The 17,019-nt window shown below is 66.0% G+C and carries 19 protein-coding genes; 7 read left to right on the top strand and 12 right to left on the bottom strand.

Going from position 1 to position 17,019, the window contains the following annotated elements; translation table 11 throughout:
* The first annotated feature begins 49 nt into the window (after nt 1–49).
* From JAO75_RS08805 to JAO75_RS08790, 4 genes are all read left to right on the top strand, one after another.
* On the top strand, nt 50–601 hold the full coding sequence (locus JAO75_RS08805) for a DUF2231 domain-containing protein (protein WP_199048384.1): 552 nt from the start codon (nt 50–52) through the stop codon (nt 599–601).
* A gap of 55 nt (nt 602–656) precedes the next feature.
* Nucleotides 657–956 carry a hypothetical protein gene (locus JAO75_RS08800; RefSeq protein WP_210340205.1) on the top strand — a complete coding sequence of 100 codons (300 nt, stop codon included), beginning with the start codon at nt 657–659 and terminating at the stop codon, nt 954–956.
* Between the two features lie 93 nt (nt 957–1,049).
* A complete protein-coding gene (locus tag JAO75_RS08795) occupies nt 1,050–2,168 on the top strand; it encodes a mechanosensitive ion channel family protein (protein ID WP_199048380.1) in 1,119 nt (372 codons plus the stop codon).
* Between the two features lie 154 nt (nt 2,169–2,322).
* A complete protein-coding gene (locus JAO75_RS08790; protein ID WP_199048378.1) occupies nt 2,323–2,478 on the top strand; it encodes a DUF1127 domain-containing protein in 156 nt (51 codons plus the stop codon).
* Nucleotides 2,479–2,546: 68 nt separating this feature from the next.
* Here JAO75_RS08790 and JAO75_RS08785 read toward each other — a convergent pair whose 3' ends face one another.
* Nucleotides 2,547–3,305 (bottom strand): glucose 1-dehydrogenase, encoded by a 759-nt coding sequence (locus JAO75_RS08785; RefSeq protein ID WP_199048376.1) that lies wholly within the window; start codon nt 3,303–3,305, stop codon nt 2,547–2,549.
* A gap of 227 nt (nt 3,306–3,532) precedes the next feature.
* On the opposite strand from JAO75_RS08785, the gene JAO75_RS08780 reads away from it, so the two are divergent.
* Nucleotides 3,533–4,105 carry a calcium-binding protein gene (locus JAO75_RS08780; protein WP_199048374.1) on the top strand — a complete coding sequence of 191 codons (573 nt, stop codon included), beginning with the start codon at nt 3,533–3,535 and terminating at the stop codon, nt 4,103–4,105.
* 153 nt (nt 4,106–4,258) lie between these two features.
* A complete protein-coding gene (gene trmFO, locus JAO75_RS08775) occupies nt 4,259–5,677 on the top strand; it encodes a methylenetetrahydrofolate--tRNA-(uracil(54)-C(5))-methyltransferase (FADH(2)-oxidizing) TrmFO (protein ID WP_199048372.1) in 1,419 nt (472 codons plus the stop codon).
* Between the two features lie 264 nt (nt 5,678–5,941).
* Here trmFO and JAO75_RS08770 read toward each other — a convergent pair whose 3' ends face one another.
* The 5 genes from JAO75_RS08770 to yajC form a co-directional block, all read right to left on the bottom strand.
* Nucleotides 5,942–6,784 carry a phytoene/squalene synthase family protein gene (locus tag JAO75_RS08770; RefSeq protein WP_199048370.1) on the bottom strand — a complete coding sequence of 281 codons (843 nt, stop codon included), beginning with the start codon at nt 6,782–6,784 and terminating at the stop codon, nt 5,942–5,944.
* Nucleotide 6,785: 1 nt separating this feature from the next.
* Complete coding sequence (locus tag JAO75_RS08765) at nt 6,786–7,172, bottom strand: Mth938-like domain-containing protein (protein WP_199048369.1); 387 nt, start codon at nt 7,170–7,172, stop codon at nt 6,786–6,788.
* 4 nt (nt 7,173–7,176) lie between these two features.
* Entirely contained in the window at nt 7,177–8,115 is a 939-nt protein-coding gene (gene secF / locus JAO75_RS08760; protein ID WP_199048368.1) for a protein translocase subunit SecF, read from the bottom strand.
* Nucleotides 8,116–8,127: 12 nt separating this feature from the next.
* Nucleotides 8,128–9,735 carry a protein translocase subunit SecD gene (secD, locus tag JAO75_RS08755; protein WP_199048367.1) on the bottom strand — a complete coding sequence of 536 codons (1,608 nt, stop codon included), beginning with the start codon at nt 9,733–9,735 and terminating at the stop codon, nt 8,128–8,130.
* Between the two features lie 86 nt (nt 9,736–9,821).
* Nucleotides 9,822–10,100: a preprotein translocase subunit YajC gene (gene yajC / locus JAO75_RS08750; protein WP_199048366.1), complete on the bottom strand. Its 279-nt coding sequence runs from the start codon at nt 10,098–10,100 to the stop codon at nt 9,822–9,824.
* 352 nt (nt 10,101–10,452) lie between these two features.
* Here yajC and JAO75_RS08745 point away from each other — a divergent pair, with 352 nt between their 5' ends.
* Nucleotides 10,453–11,343 (top strand): ATP-binding protein, encoded by an 891-nt coding sequence (locus JAO75_RS08745; RefSeq protein WP_199048365.1) that lies wholly within the window; start codon nt 10,453–10,455, stop codon nt 11,341–11,343.
* A gap of 86 nt (nt 11,344–11,429) precedes the next feature.
* Here JAO75_RS08745 and JAO75_RS08740 read toward each other — a convergent pair whose 3' ends face one another.
* The 6 genes from JAO75_RS08740 to tatB form a co-directional block, all read right to left on the bottom strand.
* Nucleotides 11,430–12,446, bottom strand: a complete 1,017-nt coding sequence (locus JAO75_RS08740) for a peptidoglycan DD-metalloendopeptidase family protein (protein WP_343234577.1) — start codon at nt 12,444–12,446, stop codon at nt 11,430–11,432.
* A 279-nt stretch (nt 12,447–12,725) separates the two neighbouring features.
* Nucleotides 12,726–13,412, bottom strand: coding sequence for a protein-L-isoaspartate O-methyltransferase family protein (locus tag JAO75_RS08735; protein WP_199048362.1), 687 nt, complete (start codon nt 13,410–13,412; stop codon nt 12,726–12,728).
* A 16-nt stretch (nt 13,413–13,428) separates the two neighbouring features.
* Entirely contained in the window at nt 13,429–14,190 is a 762-nt protein-coding gene (gene surE, locus JAO75_RS08730) for a 5'/3'-nucleotidase SurE (RefSeq protein WP_199048361.1), read from the bottom strand.
* 2 nt (nt 14,191–14,192) lie between these two features.
* Nucleotides 14,193–15,554, bottom strand: coding sequence for a serine--tRNA ligase (gene serS, locus JAO75_RS08725; protein WP_199048360.1), 1,362 nt, complete (start codon nt 15,552–15,554; stop codon nt 14,193–14,195).
* Between the two features lie 101 nt (nt 15,555–15,655).
* Nucleotides 15,656–16,459 carry a twin-arginine translocase subunit TatC gene (gene tatC / locus JAO75_RS08720; protein WP_199048359.1) on the bottom strand — a complete coding sequence of 268 codons (804 nt, stop codon included), beginning with the start codon at nt 16,457–16,459 and terminating at the stop codon, nt 15,656–15,658.
* Complete coding sequence (gene tatB, locus JAO75_RS08715) at nt 16,456–17,016, bottom strand: Sec-independent protein translocase protein TatB (protein WP_199048358.1); 561 nt, start codon at nt 17,014–17,016, stop codon at nt 16,456–16,458. The genes tatC and tatB overlap by 4 nt, the downstream gene beginning before the upstream one ends.
* Nucleotides 17,017–17,019 lie beyond the last annotated feature (3 nt).

The raw sequence follows: 17,019 nt of genomic DNA, 5'->3' as shown, positions 1-17,019 counted from the left end.
AGGCTTGGCCGGAGCATTTTCCTCAAGCCAAGCGTGAGAGGAGCATATTATGGGCCGGTATCATCGTCACGGGGTGCAGAGCACGGCGGCCATCGCCGGACACCCGCTTCATCACATGCTGATCGTCTTTCCCGTTGCCTTCCTGATCGGAGCCTTCGGCACGGACATCGCCTTCCTGGCTACCCAGGATGCCTTCTGGGCTCAGGCTTCCTACTGGCTCCTCATCGCCGGCATCGTCACCGCCCTCGTGGCCGCCGTTCCCGGCATGATCGACTTCGTGACCATCGACCGGGTGCGCAATGTCTGGGTCTCATGGGCGCACATGGTGGCCAATCTCGTGGTGGTCGCCCTCGCCCTCGTGAATGTCGGCGTGCGCCTGGACGATCCGGCGGCCGGGGTTCAGGGCTGGGGCATCTGGCTCTCGGGCATCCAGACGGCCCTGCTGCTGTTCAGCGGCTGGCTCGGCGGCGAGATGGCCTATCGCTACGGTATTGGGGCGATCCAGGACTACAGCCCCAAGGCCGAGCAGTTCCACGTGGAGGTGGATCGTCCGGACGTCGCTCCGCATTACGGCCGCCGGAGCGGAACGGACAACCTCTGAGGGCTGCGCCGGGAGCTTGCCACGGCGCCGGCAGGAATCTAAACTTCTCCCTGCTATGAGGCCCCTTCTGCTCGCCCTTGCTCTCCCAAGTCTGATCCTCGCAAGCCTGCTCCTCGCGAGCCAAGCCGAGGCGGCCTCTTCCTGCCCTCCCGGCTTCGCGATGCTTCAATCCTCCGACACCTGCGTCCGCATCAGCGGCCGGGTGCGGTCCGACACGCTCACCCGGTCGTCGGGCCTGCGCTCCTCCGGCAGGTTCGAGACCAGAACGAGCGGGCGCATTCAGCTCGATGTGAGAAAGCGGACGGATTACGGCCCCTTCCGGGCGGTGGTGCGCATCGATACCCACGGACGCTGACGCAGGCGCGGGCACCGGGTCGCTCGTCCATGGTGCGCTGCAAAGTCCGGCGCGGGATCGGGAACACGCGCTGCGACCCTGCGTTGCGTCCCTATGCAGAACATCACCGTAACCATAACCGACGCCTTGGAGCGGTGGCAGAACCTATGGCCCGACTGGCTGATCAGCATCGCCTTCCTGAGCGTGGCCGCCATCCTGCTCCTGTTTCTCCACTCGCTGATCATGAGCGCCCTTCAATGGGCGCTGCGGGGCCGTCTGGCTGAGTTCGGGCGCAAACTCCTGAATCGGATCGGGCCGCCGACCCGCCTCGGCCTGCTCGTCCTCGGCCTGGGGGTGATGCTGCAGGCCGTGCCGGATCGCGGGCCGGGCTATCAGGTCCTCGAATGGGGATTGCTCTTCGGCTTCATCATCTTCCTGGGCTGGAGCGCAATCACCATCGTCAACACCGCCTCGGAGATCTACCTGCGCCGGGCGCTCAGGGGCTCCGAGGACAGCGTGCTCAGCCGCAAGCTCCTGACCCAGGTGCGCCTCCTGCGCCGGATCGTGGTGTTCGGCCTGGGCTTCCTGACCCTGTCGGCCATGCTGATGACGATTCCGTCCGTGCGCCAATACGGGGTCAGCCTCTTCGCCTCGGCCGGCGTCGCGGGCTTGGCCATCGGCCTGGCCGCCCGCCCGATGCTGTCCAGCCTCATCGCGGGCGTCCAGCTGGCGATTACCCAGCCGGTCCGCCTGGGGGACGAAGTGCTCGTCGAGGGCGAGTTCGGCACCATCGAGGAAATTCAGACCACCTACGTGGTGATTCGCCTCTGGGACTGGCGCCGACTGGTGGTGCCCCTGTCGTACTTCATGGAGAAGCCGTTCCAGAACTGGACCCGGCAGACGAGCTCGATCCTCGGGAGCGTGTTCTGGTACCTGGATTACTCCACCCCTATCGAGGCCGTCAGGGAGAAGTTTCAGGAACTCCTGAAGGCCTCGGAGCTCTGGGACGGCCAAGTCGGCCTTCTGCATGTGACCGACACCAAGGAGCGAACCATCGAGCTGCGCGGATTGATGAGTGCGGCGTCATCGGGCAATTCCGCGAACCTGCGCCACGAGATCCGCGAGAAGCTGATCACATGGCTGCAGGAGACCTACCCCCACGCCCTGCCGCGCGAACGGATCGAGTTCGGGAACCTGCCGGCAGCTCCGCCAGCCATGCCTGTCCGGCACTAGGGTTAACGTGGCATTAGCCCGCTATGCTACTAAAGCATAACAGCCCTACATTATTACCACTCCTCTTCGGCAGTGCACACACTTATATCCGCACTGCACACGCAAGAACAAAAGCAACCGGCCACAGGGGCCGGTAACTGATGAGGAGCTTCCCATGTTCGTGTCCTACATTCTGTCTAAGGTCCGCTCTTACCTGCGCTATCGCGAGACCGTCCGCGAACTCTCGCTGCTCTCCGACCGCGAGCTCGACGATCTCGGCATCTCGCGCTTCCAGATCGAGAGCATCGCTCGCGAGCACGTCGCCGCGTAAATCTCCGCTGCACTGCAGCAAAGGCCCTCGCCCGCCCCTCAGGCGGGCGTTCGCTTGTCTGGAGCCCGTCAGCGCCCGCCGGAAACCGGCATGTTCGCCCCGGTGATGTAGGAGGCGGCATCGGACATCAGGAATAGCACCGCCTCGGCCACCTCCCCCGGCTCGCCGATCCGGTTGAGCGGGATGTAGGACCGAAGCCGCTCCAGGCGCCCGGCATCCTGGGTGCTCCGCTCGTGGATGTCCGTTCTGGTCATGCCCGGCGAGACCGCATTGACCCGGATCCCCTCGGGCGCCAGCTCCTTCGCCATTCCGATCGTCAGCGAGTCGATGGCGCCCTTCGAGGCCGCATACCAGACATACTCGTTCGGGCTGCCGAGGGATGCGGCCACCGACGAGATGTTGACGATGCTTCTCGAGATCCCGCCGGGGCTGTTCGGCAGCCTTCGCGCGGCCTCGCGCGCGACCCACAGGGCACCCAGGACATTGATGTCGATGCAATCGCGGATGGTCTCGCTGGATGTCTGCGCCAGCTTGCCGGACTTTCCCGTGATGCCCGCGTTATTGACCACATGCGAGACCGGCCCCAGGGCCGCCTCGGCCTCGTCGAACAGGCGCCCCACGTCGCCCTCCACGGCCACGTCGCCCTGACAGGCCACGGCTTTCGCCCCGGCAGAACGGCAGGCGGCAAGGACCTGCTCGGCCGCCTCGCGCTCGGACCGATAGGTAATCGCCACATCATAGCCGCGCTCGGCCGCGAGCCGAGCCACCGCAGCCCCTATGCCGCGGCTTCCGCCTGTAATGAGGACGACCGAGCGTTGAACTGGCATGTTGAGCTTCCCCTAAAGAACTCAAGCTGACCGAACTGTCGGATCCATCAGCTGAGCCGACTTGTAACATTTCGCACAGCCTAAACCACGGGCTTATGCATGGCCAAGCTTTGGCGAGACAAGTCCATTGAAGCAGGTTTTTTTAACGTTATTTCGCTGCGACCTTCGCCGACAGACGTATGTTCCATGGCGAGGGCTAACAACTGCAATCTTCAATGGAGACAACAATGGCTTACAAGAAAATCAGCACCAAGGGCTATTCACCGTTCGGACTGAACTTCGATGGTGATGGGTTCATCTTCAAGGGCGATTCCGCCGATGACAGGATCGTGGGAACCAGGGCCAATGACCGTTTGCATGGGGGTGGCGGCGATGACGTCCTGAATGGCGGCGCCGGGAACGATCTCATCAGCGGCGGCGCTGGAAGTGATGTTCTGACAGGCGGTTCCGGCGTGGATACGTTCAGCTTCGGTGGAGAGCTGGGCAAGAGCATCGACCGAGTGACCGACTTCAAGAGCAAGATCGGCGAGAAGATCATCCTGAATGCCTATGAATTCGAAGCTCTTGACGTTTGGCCAAAGCAGCCCGTGGATCAGGACGCCAGGGACAGCGGCCCACTTGCCGCCTCGAACTTCTGTATCGGCAAGCGCGCCAAGGATGCGGACGACCGGCTGGTTTACGACAAAGCGACAGGCGCACTGTATTACGATGCCGACGGCAATGGCGCCGGCGCCGCGATCCAGTTCGCGCAGTTCAAGGCAGGCACGGCTCTGTCGGCCGATTGCTTCTTGATCTACTAAGACGAACGCTCCGACCTTCGCATGGAAGGAGTGTCGGGAGGGCGTGGCCGCAGGACGGCCATGCCCTCCCGTGGCATTTGGACCTCATAAGCCTCGCTTTCTCCTTATGAGATAATGGTTGATTGCCCCATCGGCGCTCGTTACTTCAGGCCCATGAGCAAGCTTGAACCCATTCACGTCATCGGCGGCGGCCTCGCCGGTTCGGAAGCGGCTTGGCAGATCGCCCAGGCGGGCGTGCCCGTCGTGCTTCACGAGATGCGCCCTGTCCGCGGTACCGATGCGCACAAGACGGACGGCCTGGCCGAGCTCGTCTGCTCCAACTCCTTCCGGTCGGACGATGCCGAGACCAACGCGGTCGGCCTGCTGCATCAGGAGATGCGCTCGCTCGGTTCGCTGATCATGGCCAAGGGCGATGCCAACCAGGTGCCCGCCGGCGGCGCGCTCGCGGTGGACCGCGACGGCTTCTCGGCGGCCGTGACGGCAGCCCTCGAGGCCCATCCCCTCATCACCATCGACCGCGGCGAGATCGCCGGGTTGCCGCCCGAGGACTGGTCCTCGGTCATCGTCGCCACCGGCCCCCTCACCTCGCCGGCTCTCGCACAGGCCATTCTCGATCTCACCGGCGAGACGTCGCTGGCGTTCTTCGACGCCATCGCGCCCATCGTCTACCGGGAGTCCATCAACATGGACGTCGCCTGGTTCCAGTCGCGCTACGACAAGGTCGGGCCGGGCGGCACGGGCAAGGACTACATCAACTGCCCCATGACCCGGGAGCAGTACGAAGCCTTCATCGATGCGCTGATCGCGGGCGACAAGACCGAGTTCAAGGAATGGGAGGCCAACACCCCCTATTTCGATGGCTGCCTGCCCATCGAAGTGATGGCGGAGCGCGGCCGCGAGACCCTGCGCCACGGCCCCATGAAGCCCGTCGGCCTCACCGACCCGCGCAATCCGGACAAGAAGCCCTACGCCATCGTGCAGCTGCGCCAGGACAATGCGCTCGGCACCCTGTTCAACATGGTGGGCTTCCAGACCAAGCTGAAATACGGCGCCCAGAGCGCGATCCTGCGCATGATCCCGGGCCTGGAGAATGCCGAGTTCGCCCGCCTCGGCGGCATCCACCGCAACACGTATCTGAACTCGCCCAAGCTCCTCGACCCGACGCTGCGCCTGACGGCGATGCCGCGCCTGCGCTTCGCCGGCCAGATCACCGGCTGCGAGGGCTATGTGGAAAGCGCGGCGGTCGGCCTGATGACCGGCCGCTTCGCCGCCGCCGAGCGGCTGGGCCGCCCGATCCAGCCCCTGCCGCATACGACGGCACTCGGCGCGCTCATCAATCACATCACCGGCGGGCACATCGAGACCATCGACGAGGGGCCGCGTTCCTTCCAGCCGATGAACGTCAATTTCGGCCTCTTCCCGCCGATAGATTTCACGCCGAAAGCCGAGGACGGCAAGCGCCTGCGCGGACCGGCCAAGGCCGTTGCCCGGAAAAAGGCGCTGACGGACCGGGCTCGGGCGGATCTGGCCGCGTGGCTGTCAGGCGGCGCCCTGCCTCAGGCTGCTGAATGAGTGAGCGGTCATCCCGGACGGCGTGAGCCGATCCGGGATCGGGTGCAGAATGTGGCACCCGAACCTCAACACTGTCATCCCCGCGCAGGCGGGGATCCATAAACACGAGGTCTCAAGAAGAGGCGGTCAGCGTCGCACTCTTTTCTGCATCGTCAGCGGTTATGGATCCCGGGCTTCGCTACGTGGCCCCGGAATGACAGTGCTAGGCTGGTTCTAGCGATCCCGGATCTCCGCTGACGCTCCGTCCGGGATGACCAAAATCTGCTAGAACGGTCCGCGCCAGAGCGCCCAGACCCGGCGCCATTGCGGAATGTCCACCACCGTATGGAACGGTTCGTAATCCGCACGCTCCATGGCCTTGAGATAGGGCTCCACCAGTGCCACGGGCTGGAAGGCTGGCTTGGCCGCGTTCGGGATCGTGCTGCGCAGCGCCCGCGCCTGTTCGAGATGCCTGCGGGCGACGGCGCGCAGATCGGCGAGCGCGCCCTTGAGCCCGGGTCCGCCGCGCCCCGTGACGATGTCCTCCCGCACGACGCCGTGCTTCGCCAGGATATCCGCCGGCACGTAGACCTGCCCCTGGCGCGCATGGATCGGGAAGGCCCGCAGCAGGCCCGCGATGGCATAGGCCACGCCGGCATGCCCGGCGGCATCGGCCGTGCCGGGGTTCGCGCCATCGGAGAGGATGAGGCTTGCAAGCTGGATCAGGCTGGACGAGGTCTCGCCGCAATAGCCCTCGAGGTCGTTGAGGCTCGGCATCGGATCCTCGTAGAGATCGAAGATCCGGGCATCGATCAGGTCGACCAGCGACTGGCGCGGCAGGCGGAACTTGACGATGGTGTCGTCGAGCGCGGCCGCCACGGGGTTGGCCCGCACGTCGCCCCGCGCCTCGCCCTGCAAGGCGTCGCGCCACCATTGCAGGCGGATCTCGCCGACGAGCGCCTCGCGCACCGCCTCGCGCACGCGGGCGATCTCGAAGTTGAAGGCATAGAGCGCGTAGAGATGCGGCCGCTTCTCGACGGGAGCGAACAGGCTCGCCCAGTAGCGGTCGGGATCGGCTTCGCGCACGAGGGCTTCGCAATGGGCGAAGTTGGAGATCGCTTCCGCCATCTTAAGGGACGGCGATGAGGGCGGCGCCGACCTTGCGGTTCTCGGCGAGCAGGATGTTGTAGGTCCGCGCGGCCGCTCCCGTCTGCATCACGTCGAGCCCGATCCCAGCCTCCCGGAACCGCGTGCGGAACGCGGCCGGCAGCGCCGCGATGTCGGCGCCCGTACCGAAGAGCAGGAGTTCGAGCGCATCGCCCTCGGCGAAGATCGGATCGAGCACCTCGTCGGTCAGGTCGGCCATGGACGCGACCGGCCATGCCCTGACCCCCGACGGCAGCGCCAGCACGGAGCCGCGATGGGACATGTCCCCGAAGCGGAAGCCGCCATTGCCGTAGGCGTCGAACTGGTAGCGTCCCGGCAGGAACCCGTCATAGAGGCGGCCGGCGTTCATGAGCTTACTCCGCTGCGGCGGCCCTGCCCTCCGGCACTTTCACGGCCTCCGAGCCGCGCAGACCGATATAGATCAGCATGGGAGACGAGATGAAGATGGCCGAATACGTGCAGATGACGACGCCGTAGAGCATGACCTGGGCGAAGCCCTGGATCGCCTGTCCGCCGAACAGCACCAGCGCCAGGAGCGACAGCGCCGTGGTCATCGCCGTCATGATCGTGCGCGACATGGTGTGGTTGATCGAGAGGTTCAGCAGTTCCTCGGCCGGCATCGTCTTGTAGCGGCGCATCAGCTCGCGGGTACGGTCGAACACCACCACGGTCTCGTTGAGCGAGTAGCCGACGATGGTCAGGATCGCGGCGATCGAGGTCATGTTGAACTCGTGGCCGGTGATCACGAAGAACCCGATGGTGAGCACGATGTCGTGGAGCGTGCCGATGATCGACGCCATCGCCAGCTCCCGCTCGAAGCGGAACCAGAGATAGAACAGAACCGCGATGACCGAGAGCACGACGCCGATGGTGCCGGACTGCACGAGCTCGCCCGAGACGCGGGGGCCCACGGTCTCGACGCGGCGGAAATCGTACTCGGCGCTGAACGTGTCGCGCGCCTTCTGCACCACGGCAGCCTGCGCGGCTTCGCCGCCCTCCTGGATGGGGAAGCGCAGGGAGACCTCGCCGGCGGAGCCGAACTCCTGCACCTCGACATCACCGAAGCCGAAGCCTTGGGCGGTCTGCCGGATCTGGCCCACATCGGCCTGGCCGGACCGGGCCTGGATTTCCATGAGCGTGCCGCCCTGGAAGTCGATGCCGAAGTGGAGGCCGCCGGACAGAAGCATCACCGCCGTCAGGATGGAGATGACGGCCGACAGCGGGAACGAGAAGCGCCGGAAGCGCATGAAGTCGAAATGGGAGTTTTCGGGCCAGAGGCGGATGAGGCGCACGATACGCACTCCTTAAAACGGAAGAGCTTTGGGACGCATCCAGTGATACCAGAGCGCGATCATCATGCGCGTCAGGGTCACGGCGGTGAGAACCGTCGTCAGGATGCCGAGAATGAACACGACCGCGAAGCCGCGCACGGGGCCGGAGCCGAGGAAGAACAGGATCACCGCCGCGATGGCCATGGTGCTGTTGGAGTCCACGATGGTCGCGAAGGCCCGGTCGAAGCCGGCCTGGATGCCCGACACGATGGACCGGCCCGCCCGCACTTCCTCGCGGATGCGCTCGTAGATCAGCACGTTCGAGTCGACCGCCGTGCCGATGGTGAGCACGATGCCGGCGATGCCCGGGAGCGTGAGCGTGGCTTCCAGAACCGACATGAGGCCGAAGATGAGGCCCACATGGACGATCAGCGCGATGTTCGCGAACAGGCCGAAGAGGCCGTAGGTGGCGAACATGAAGATGACGACGAACACGGCCGCCACGTAGGTGGCCATCTTGCCGGCCTCGATGGAGTCGCGCCCGAGGCCTGGGCCGACGGTGCGCTCCTCGACGATGGTGAGCTTCGCCGGCAGGGCGCCGGAGCGGAGCAGCACGGCGAGATTGTTCACCTGCTCGACCGTGAAGCTGCCGGAGATCTGGCCCGAGCCGCCGGTGATGGGCGACTGGATCGTCGGAGCGGAGATCACCCGGTTGTCCAGAACGATGGCGAGCTGGCGCCCGAGGTTCTCCGTCGTCGCCTGGCCGAAGCGCTGCGCGCCGCGGATGTTGAAGCGGAAATTCACGATGGGCTGGTTGGTCTGCGTATCGAAGGCCGGCTGCGCGTCGGTCAGGTCGCCGCCTTCGGCGATGACCCTGCGCTCGACCGGGACCCGCTGGCCGCCTGCATCCTCCATGGGCAGCATGTCCACATCCGTCGCGCCCTGTTGAGCGAGCAGGCGGAACTCGAGATTGCCGGTCTCGCCGAGGAGCGCCTTCAGCTGCTGCGGATCCTGGAGACCCGGAACCTGGACGAGGACGCGGTCGGCGCCCTGGCGCTGGATGCTGGGCTCGGTCGTGCCGGTCGAGTCCACGCGGCGGCGGATGACCTCGATGGACTGGTCGACGGCGCGGCGCACGCGCTCGTTGATGCCGGCCTCCGTGTAGGTCATCGTGATCACGCCGTCCGGGGACGTGTTGATCTCGATGGAATTGCCGCCCGCCTGACCCAGCATGGCATTGCCGATCGGCTGCGACAGCTCGCGCAGGCGCGGCAGGAGCCGGTCGCGGTCGGCCGCATCCGGCACGCGGATCTGCACGCCGCGCTGGATGGTCTGGATGCCGTTCTGGGACGAGACGCGGGTGTCGCGCAGGATGCGGCGGACGTCGTCGCGCAGCAGGGTGATCTGGCCGCGCAGCAGATCCTGGTTGTCGACCTCGAGCAGAACGTGCGAGCCGCCCTGCAGGTCGAGGCCCAGCACGATGGCGCGGGACGGCACGAGCCAGGATGGCACCCAGCTCGGAATGGCATTCAGGTAGCCCTCACGCTGCTCGCGGGACATCATGCTCGGAACCGCCAGGAGCAGACCGATCAGGATGACCGCCATCGTGGCGATGATCTTCGATTTGGAGAAGCGCAGCATCGTCAGCTCAACCTTTCACACACTCTGCCGCAGCCCGCTGCGGCGAACCGGCCCATCCCCATGAGGAAGGGCCGGCCTTGTCTCAATCAGGCCTTCACAGGCTCGCTCTTGGAGCGGACGTCGGAAATCATGGCGCGAGCCACCTTCACCCGCACGCCGTCGGCGATCTCGACCTCGATATCCGCCGCGTCCTCGGTCACCTTGGTCACCTTGCCGATGATGCCGCCGGAGGTGACGACCGTATCGCCGCGACGCACGTTCTTGATCATCTCCTGGTGAGCCTTCACCCGGCGCTGCTGGGGCCGGATGATCAGGAACCACATGATGACGAATATGAGGATGAACGGGACGAATTGAAGGATCATCTCCATTCCGCCGGCCGCGGGGGCCCCTTGTGCGTAGGCAGGTGAAATGAACAAGCGGCTCTCCATGGATAAAGGCGCGTGGCAGGCACATGTGGGGCCTACCCGCGCCGGACGGGATACAAAGCGTGGCGGACTATACCCATCGACTCCGCGAAATCAATGAAGTTGCAGGCACATCGTGCGGAAAAGTGGGCACCGGTTTTCCGCGCCCGACGATGTGCCTTTCTATGAAAGAAGCATCGGATTTCCCCAAAAGTGGCCTCCACTTTTGGGTCCGATGCTCGGTTTCCAAAGGCCTCTCGGTGGACCGTTTGACGCTTTCTGCGCTAAGCAATCCCCTCACCCACTCTGGATGGCCTTGTTCCCGATGCCTGCAGACCTGAATTCTCCTGAATCCCTGGCGCTTCTGACCCGCATTGCCGATGCCCTTGAGAGGCTCACCCCTACCGGAGCCGCTCACGCCGATTTTACGGCGGCCGACGCCTTCGTCTGGCAGGCGGTGGGGCGCAGGCTCTCCCCCGTCCCCAAGGTGAACCGGGTCGAGATGAGCCTCCTGCGGGGCATCGACCGGGTGCGGGACCAGCTGGCGGAGAACACCGGGCGCTTCGCCAGGGGGCTGCCGGCCAACAACGCCCTGCTCTGGGGCGCCCGGGGCATGGGCAAGTCGTCCCTGGTCAAGGCGGTCCATGCGGAGATCAACCACACCCGGCCGGCCGATTCCCGCCCCCTCAAGCTCATCGAGATCCATCGGGAGGACATCGAGACCCTCCCGGACCTCATGGGCCTGCTCCGGGCCGATCCGCACCGCTTCATCGTGTTCTGCGACGACCTGTCATTCGATGCGGACGACACCTCCTACAAGTCGCTCAAGGCGGTTCTGGAGGGCGGGATCGAGGGGCGGCCGGACAACGTGATCTTCTACGCCACCTCCAACCGCCGCCACCTCCTGCCCCGCGACATGATGGAGAACGAGCGCTCGACGGCGATCAACCCCGGCGAGGCCATCGAAGAGAAGGTGTCCCTGTCCGACCGCTTCGGCCTCTGGCTCGGCTTCCACAAATGCAGCCAGGACGAGTATCTCGACATGGTCTTCGGCTATGTGGACCATCTGGGCCTCAAGGCCGACCGTGAGGCGGTCCGCGCCGAGGCCCTCGAATGGGCCACCACCCGCGGCGCCCGCTCGGGCCGCACCGCGTGGCAGTTCATCCAGGACCTTGCGGGACGTCTGGGCAAGGCGATCTGAAACGACAAAGGGACGGTGGCTGAGCTCCACCGTCCCCTCGTTGGGCCAGCCTCGAAGTTCGAAGCCGACCGAAGTTCTATCCAGGATCAGCCGCCGAGATACTTCAGCGGATCGACGGGCTGCGCGCCCTTGCGGATCTCGAAGTGCAGCTGGGGCGAGGTCACGTTGCCGGTCTGGCCGGAGGTGGCGATCACCTGGCCGCGCTTCACCTGCTCGCCGCGCTTCACGTTCAGAGAGCCGTTGTGGGCATAGGCTGAGACGTAGCCGTTCTCGTGCTTGATCAGGACGAGGTTGCCGTAGCCCTTCACCTCGCTGCCCGCATAGGTCACGGTGCCGGCCTCGGTCGCCTTCACGGGCGTGCCTTCGGGGACGGCGATGTTGATGCCCTCGTTGCCGCCATTGGCGCCGAACCCGGCGATCACGCGGCCGCGGGCGGGCCAGCGGAAGTCGCCGGCCGGAACGCTGGCGGTCTGCTCTGGCTCCGGCGCCGGAGCTTTCGCGGCCTCCGGCTGCGGGGCCGGTGCCACAGGCGCGACGGGCTTCACCGCTTCGGGTTGGGTCAGAGCCGCAACCTTGGGCTGCTCGACGACCGGCTTCGGCGCGGAAACGAGCGGCTTGGGCGCCGAAACCAGAGGCTCATCGACGGCCGACGCGACCTGCATGGGCGCCGCCTTGGCGGGAGCCGGAGCAGCGGGAGCCTGCGCCGTCATGGTTGTGCCAGGGCGAACGCGCCGGGCCGGCTCGGCATCGGCGACCGGAGTCGTGGCGGCCGGGACCTTGGACGTGTCGACGAGGCGGAACTTGGGCTGGGCAGCCGCCGTCTGAGCGGCCGGCACGGGGCGCGGCTGGACGGGGGCGGGAGCCGAGGCGATGCGGGCGGGCTGCGAGAGAGGCTGGGCCTGCACCGGCGGCAGGGCCTGGGCCTGGACCGAAGCGGTCGGCATCGGAGCGGCCGCATAGGCCGGGGAAGCCTGAGGCTGCGAGGGAACTGACGCGCCGGATTCCATCCGCTCGCTGGCCGCGAATGGATTGGAGAATGGGTTCTCCGCGAACCGCGCGCTGTCGGTACTGCACGCCGCCGCGGCACTGCCGATCAAACTCACCAGAGCGATCCGAGACACCGCACCCCAATGCTCAGAACCCATACGCAAACGCATCACTCAACCCCAATCGAACGCAACTCGATGAAGCGATTAAAAGCCTGTTCAGGTTAAGCAACGGTTGATGGTGCGCACTTTCTCGTAACCTTGTCGAAAAAATTTCGATTCGGCCGAGCCTCGGGCCCAAAAGTGGCGTGCACTTTTGGGATTCACCCGATGCTCTTGATTCTCTGGCGCATCGTCGAGCGCGAAAAACCGGGATCCACTTTTTCGCACGATGCGCTAGAGAGTCGCCGCAATCCCGGTGACGAGCGGGGAAATCCGCAGAGGCACGCCGAGGCTCTGCGCTAGTTCTCCGTCGGCACCGCGCTCGATCTTCACGAGGCGAGGCATGCCCTCGACGGTGAGCGCCCCGACGAGGCGCCCACCGGACCCTAGGAGAGGCATGAGGGTTTCCGGGAGCTCCGCGCGCGCGCCGTTCAGCAGAATGCGGTCGAAGCGATCCCGGATCCGCGTGGCGAGCCCGTCGCCCACCTCCAGGCGGACATTGCCGGCCTCGACGATCTTGAGGTGCTGGGCCGCGGCAGCCGCCAGGGTGTTGTAGCGCTCGACGCTCGTCACCTCCGCCCCGAGCCGCGCCAGGAGCGCCGTCACGTAGCCGCTGCCCGTGCCCACCTCCAGCACCCGCTGGCCGGGCTGCACGCCGAGCGCCAGCAGCATGGCGGCCACCGTTCTCGGCCCCGTCATGGTCTGGCCGCAGGGCAGAGGCAGGGCGACGTCGGTCCGAGCGAGATCGGTGAAGCGGCGCGGCGCGAAGACCTCGCGCGGCACGAGTTCCATGGCCCGCAGCAGCGCCGTGTCGCGGATGCCTTTCGCCCGCAGGGATAGGATGAAGGACGCGGCCCCGATCGCCGCCTGCTCGTCGCGGGCATCGTCCGCTTCGGGCCAGTATGGCAGATCCTGGTTCATCGCGCCCGCGCCCTCCTCAGCCGAAGGCCTGGGCGTAGCGGGTTAGGGTCGGCTCGTCGGTCATGTCGACGCGAAGAGGCGTCACGGCGATGCGCCGGTTGGCGATGGCCCAGAGATCCGTGCCGTTGCCGGGCGTGAAGGGACGGCGCTCGAACGCGATCCAGAAGTAGGGATTGCCGCGCCCGTCCCGACGCTCGTCGAGGCGCAGAAGCTCCTGGGTGCGCTGCCCCTGGTTGGCGAGGGCCGTTCCCTCGACCTCTTGAGGCTCGCAATCCGGGAAGTTCACGTTGACGAGAATCCCCTTGTCGATCCCGGCTTCGAGGATCTTGCGCACCACCTTGGGGCCGTGATGTTCGGCGCATTGCCAGCGCGGCGAGTTGCGTGTGTCCGGGCCATAGGCCTGGGAGAGCGCGATGGACGGAATGCCGAGGATCGTGCCCTCGATGGCTCCGGCGACGGTGCCGGAATAGGTCACGTCCTCGGCCACGTTCTGCCCCCGGTTGACGCCGGAGAGCACGAGGTCGGGCTTGGCGTCGCGCATGAGGTGGCGCACACCCATGATCACGCAGTCGGTCGGCGTTCCCTTGACGGCGAAGTGCCGGCTGGAAATCTCGCGCAGGCGCAGCGGATCGTTGAGGGAGAGCGAATGCGCGACGCCGCTCTGATCGGTCTCGGGCGCGACGACCCAGACATCGTCCGACAGCTCGCGCGCGATGGCCTCCAGGCTCTTGAGCCCGGGAGCGTGGATGCCGTCGTCGTTGGTGCAGAGAATGCGCATGTTCAGCCCTGACGCTCGATGCGGGCGAGACCGCCCATGTAGGGCTGGAGCACCGACGGGACCGTGACGCTGCCGTCCTCGTTCTGGTAGTTCTCCAGCACCGCCACGAGGGTGCGGCCGACCGCGAGGCCGGAGCCGTTGAGCGTGTGCACGAAGCGCGGCTGCTTCTCGCCCGCGGCGCGGTAGCGGGCGTTCATGCGCCGCGCCTGGAAGTCGGAGCAGACCGAGCAGCTCGAAATCTCGCGATAGGCCCCCTGCCCCGGCAGCCACACCTCGATGTCGTAGGTCTTGGTCGAGGAGAAGCCCATGTCGCCAGTGCAGAGCGTCATCGTGCGGAACGGCAGCTCCAGCTTCTTCAGCACGTTCTCGGCGCTGGTCAGCATGCGCTCGTGCTCGTCGGCCGAGGTCTCGGGCGTCGTGATCGAGACGAGCTCGCATTTCACGAACTGGTGCTGGCGGATCATCCCGCGCGTGTCGCGGCCGGCGGAGCCCGCCTCGGCGCGGAAGCTCGGGGTGAGCGCGGTAAAGCGCAGGGGAAGCTCCTCCTCGGAGAGGATCTGCTCGCGCACCAGATTGGTGAGCGTCACCTCCGCGGTCGGAATCATGCCGTAGCGCGTATCCCTGATCATTTTGGCGATAGCGTCGCGCGGCTGGCCTTCGAGGGCGGCGGACACAACCTGTTCGAGGGAGTTGCCGGGGAAGGCCCAGAACTGATCGTCCTCGAACTTCGGCAGCTGCGCGGTGCCGAACATGGCGTCGTCGCGCACCAGCAGCGGCGGGTTCACTTCCGTGTAGCCGTGCTCGGTGGTGTGCAGGTCGATCATGAACTGGCCGAGCGCCCGCTCCAGGCGCGCAAGGCCGCCCTTGAGCACGACGAAGCGCGAGCCGGAGAGCTTCGCGGCCGTCTCGAAATCCATCAGGCCGAGGGCTTCGCCGATCTCGAAATGCTGCTTGGCGGCGGCCAGGTTCCTCGGGTTGCCGACGCGGTGACGCTCCACGTTGCCGTGCTCGTCGGCACCGACCGGCACGCCCTCCTTCGGAATATTCGGGATCGCGGCCAGGGCATCGAACAGGGCCTTCTCGGCCACGCGCTCGGCCTCCTCAAGCTCCGGCATCGTCTCCTTGATGCGGGCGACTTCGGCCATCAGATCCTGCGCCCGCGCCTCGTCCTTCTTCGCCTTGGCCTGCCCGATCTCCTTGGACATGGCATTGCGGCGCTCGGTGGCGGCCTGCAGGGCCGAGATGGCGCTCTTGCGCTGGTCGTCGAGGGCGATCAGGCGGGCGGACAAGGGCTCCATGCCCCGGTTCCGGAGGCCTTGGTCGAAAGCCGCGGGATTCTCGCGGATGGAACGGATGTCGTGCATGGGATGAGGACCTGCTTCGTCAGGCAGCCTCGCCCCGATGACAAGACCGCCCCTTCAATCTTGTGCCGAGGACGGCGGCCTCTGTGTAGAGCCTGTAGGCCCTACTCCTCCGCCGCGCGCGCGGCCTCGGCTTCCGCACGCTTCTTCTCGACCATGCGGACGGAGAAGATGGACGCCTCGTAAAGAAGCAGGGTTGGGATCGCAAGGGCGAACTGGCTGATGATGTCCGGCGGGGTCAGGATCGCGGCGATTACGAAGACGATCACGATGGCGTAGCGCCGCTTGTCCTTCAGGAACTGCGAATCGATGATCCCGGCTCGCGCCAGCAGGGTCAGGATCACCGGCAGCTGGAAGCAGATTCCGAAGGCGAAGATCAGGGTCATGATCAGCGACAGGTATTCGCTGACCTTGGGCAGGAACTCGATGGTCGGTCCCGCCTCCGTCGCCAGCTGCTGCATGCCCACCGAGAACCGCATGAGGAGCGGCATGGCGATGAAATAGACGCATGCCGCCCCGATGGCGAAGAGGACCGGCGTGGCGACCAGATAGGGCACGAAGGCCCGCCGCTCGTTCTTGTAGAGGCCCGGCGCCACGAACTTGTAGACCTGCATGGCAATCACGGGAAACGCCAGGAAGCCTGCCCCGAAGGCCGCCACCTGGATCTGTGTGAACAGGTACTCGAGGCCGTGGGTATAGACGAGACGGGCCAGCTCGGGGGAGCCGACCGCCAGGACGTAGGGCCATACCAGGGCGTTGTAGATGTATTTCGCGACGGCAAAGCAGAGGAAGAACATCACCACGAACGCGACCAGCGCCTTGATCAGGCGGGAGCGCAGCTCGGTGAGATGCTCGATCAGAGGCGCGCGCGACGACTCGACCTCATCGTTTTCAACGGCAGTGGTCATCCGACTTTCGCGTCCGGTTTTTCTGAGAGGTGCTCGGCAAGGGCAGCCTGCTGGGCTTCATACTCGGCTTCCCGCCGCAGGGAATCGGCAATCTCCGCCGCCGGATCGACGCTCGGCGGAAGCGGCAGCTCGACGAGCGGATCGGCGGCGCGCCCTTCCACGGCGGCCTGAACCGACGCATCTGACGCGGCCTGCGGGCTCTCCGCGGTCGTTTCCGGTCCGGCTATCTGCGGGTCTGCCGGCTCCGGAGCCTTCTCCGGGGTCGCGGGCGCCTCAATGGAGGTCTTCAGCTCGTCCCGGATGGTCTGGATCGGGTTGAAGCTCGTGTTGAGCGACGGAACGGAATCGTTCACGCCCTGGAGCTGCTTCTTGACCTCGTCGAGCTCGGCCTCCCGGATGGCCTCGTTGAACTGGCCCTGGAACTCCGACGCCATGCGGCGGAGCTTGCCGGTCATCTGGCCCACGGTGCGCAGCGCCTTCGGCAGATCCTTCGGGCCGATCACGATCAGCGCGGCGGCGCCGATCACCATGATCTCACCCCAGCTCATGTCCAACATGAC

Source organism: Microvirga splendida (assembly GCF_016427565.1).
GTDB lineage: Bacteria > Pseudomonadota > Alphaproteobacteria > Rhizobiales > Beijerinckiaceae > Microvirga > Microvirga splendida.
This window is presented reverse-complemented; position numbering and strand designations above follow the sequence as displayed.

Bases quoted from the DNA above. Each gene is read 5' to 3' on its own strand.
- secD (WP_199048367.1), bottom strand. From the start codon at position 9,735: ATGCTGCGCTTCTCCAAATCGAAGATCATCGCCACGATGGCGGTCATC.
- tatB (WP_199048358.1), bottom strand. From the start codon at position 17,016: ATGTTGGACATGAGCTGGGGTGAGATCATGGTGATCGGCGCCGCCGCG.
- JAO75_RS08805 (WP_199048384.1), top strand. From the start codon at position 50: ATGGGCCGGTATCATCGTCACGGGGTGCAGAGCACGGCGGCCATCGCC.
- trmFO (WP_199048372.1), top strand. From the start codon at position 4,259: ATGAGCAAGCTTGAACCCATTCACGTCATCGGCGGCGGCCTCGCCGGT.
- JAO75_RS08795 (WP_199048380.1), top strand. From the start codon at position 1,050: ATGCAGAACATCACCGTAACCATAACCGACGCCTTGGAGCGGTGGCAG.
- serS (WP_199048360.1), bottom strand. From the start codon at position 15,554: ATGCACGACATCCGTTCCATCCGCGAGAATCCCGCGGCTTTCGACCAA.
- JAO75_RS08780 (WP_199048374.1), top strand. From the start codon at position 3,533: ATGGCTTACAAGAAAATCAGCACCAAGGGCTATTCACCGTTCGGACTG.
- JAO75_RS08765 (WP_199048369.1), bottom strand. From the start codon at position 7,172: ATGAACGCCGGCCGCCTCTATGACGGGTTCCTGCCGGGACGCTACCAG.
- JAO75_RS08800 (WP_210340205.1), top strand. From the start codon at position 657: ATGAGGCCCCTTCTGCTCGCCCTTGCTCTCCCAAGTCTGATCCTCGCA.
- JAO75_RS08745 (WP_199048365.1), top strand. From the start codon at position 10,453: ATGGCCTTGTTCCCGATGCCTGCAGACCTGAATTCTCCTGAATCCCTG.
- yajC (WP_199048366.1), bottom strand. From the start codon at position 10,100: ATGATCCTTCAATTCGTCCCGTTCATCCTCATATTCGTCATCATGTGG.
- JAO75_RS08790 (WP_199048378.1), top strand. From the start codon at position 2,323: ATGTTCGTGTCCTACATTCTGTCTAAGGTCCGCTCTTACCTGCGCTAT.
- tatC (WP_199048359.1), bottom strand. From the start codon at position 16,459: ATGACCACTGCCGTTGAAAACGATGAGGTCGAGTCGTCGCGCGCGCCT.
- surE (WP_199048361.1), bottom strand. From the start codon at position 14,190: ATGCGCATTCTCTGCACCAACGACGACGGCATCCACGCTCCCGGGCTC.
- JAO75_RS08735 (WP_199048362.1), bottom strand. From the start codon at position 13,412: ATGAACCAGGATCTGCCATACTGGCCCGAAGCGGACGATGCCCGCGAC.
- JAO75_RS08770 (WP_199048370.1), bottom strand. From the start codon at position 6,784: ATGGCGGAAGCGATCTCCAACTTCGCCCATTGCGAAGCCCTCGTGCGC.
- JAO75_RS08785 (WP_199048376.1), bottom strand. From the start codon at position 3,305: ATGCCAGTTCAACGCTCGGTCGTCCTCATTACAGGCGGAAGCCGCGGC.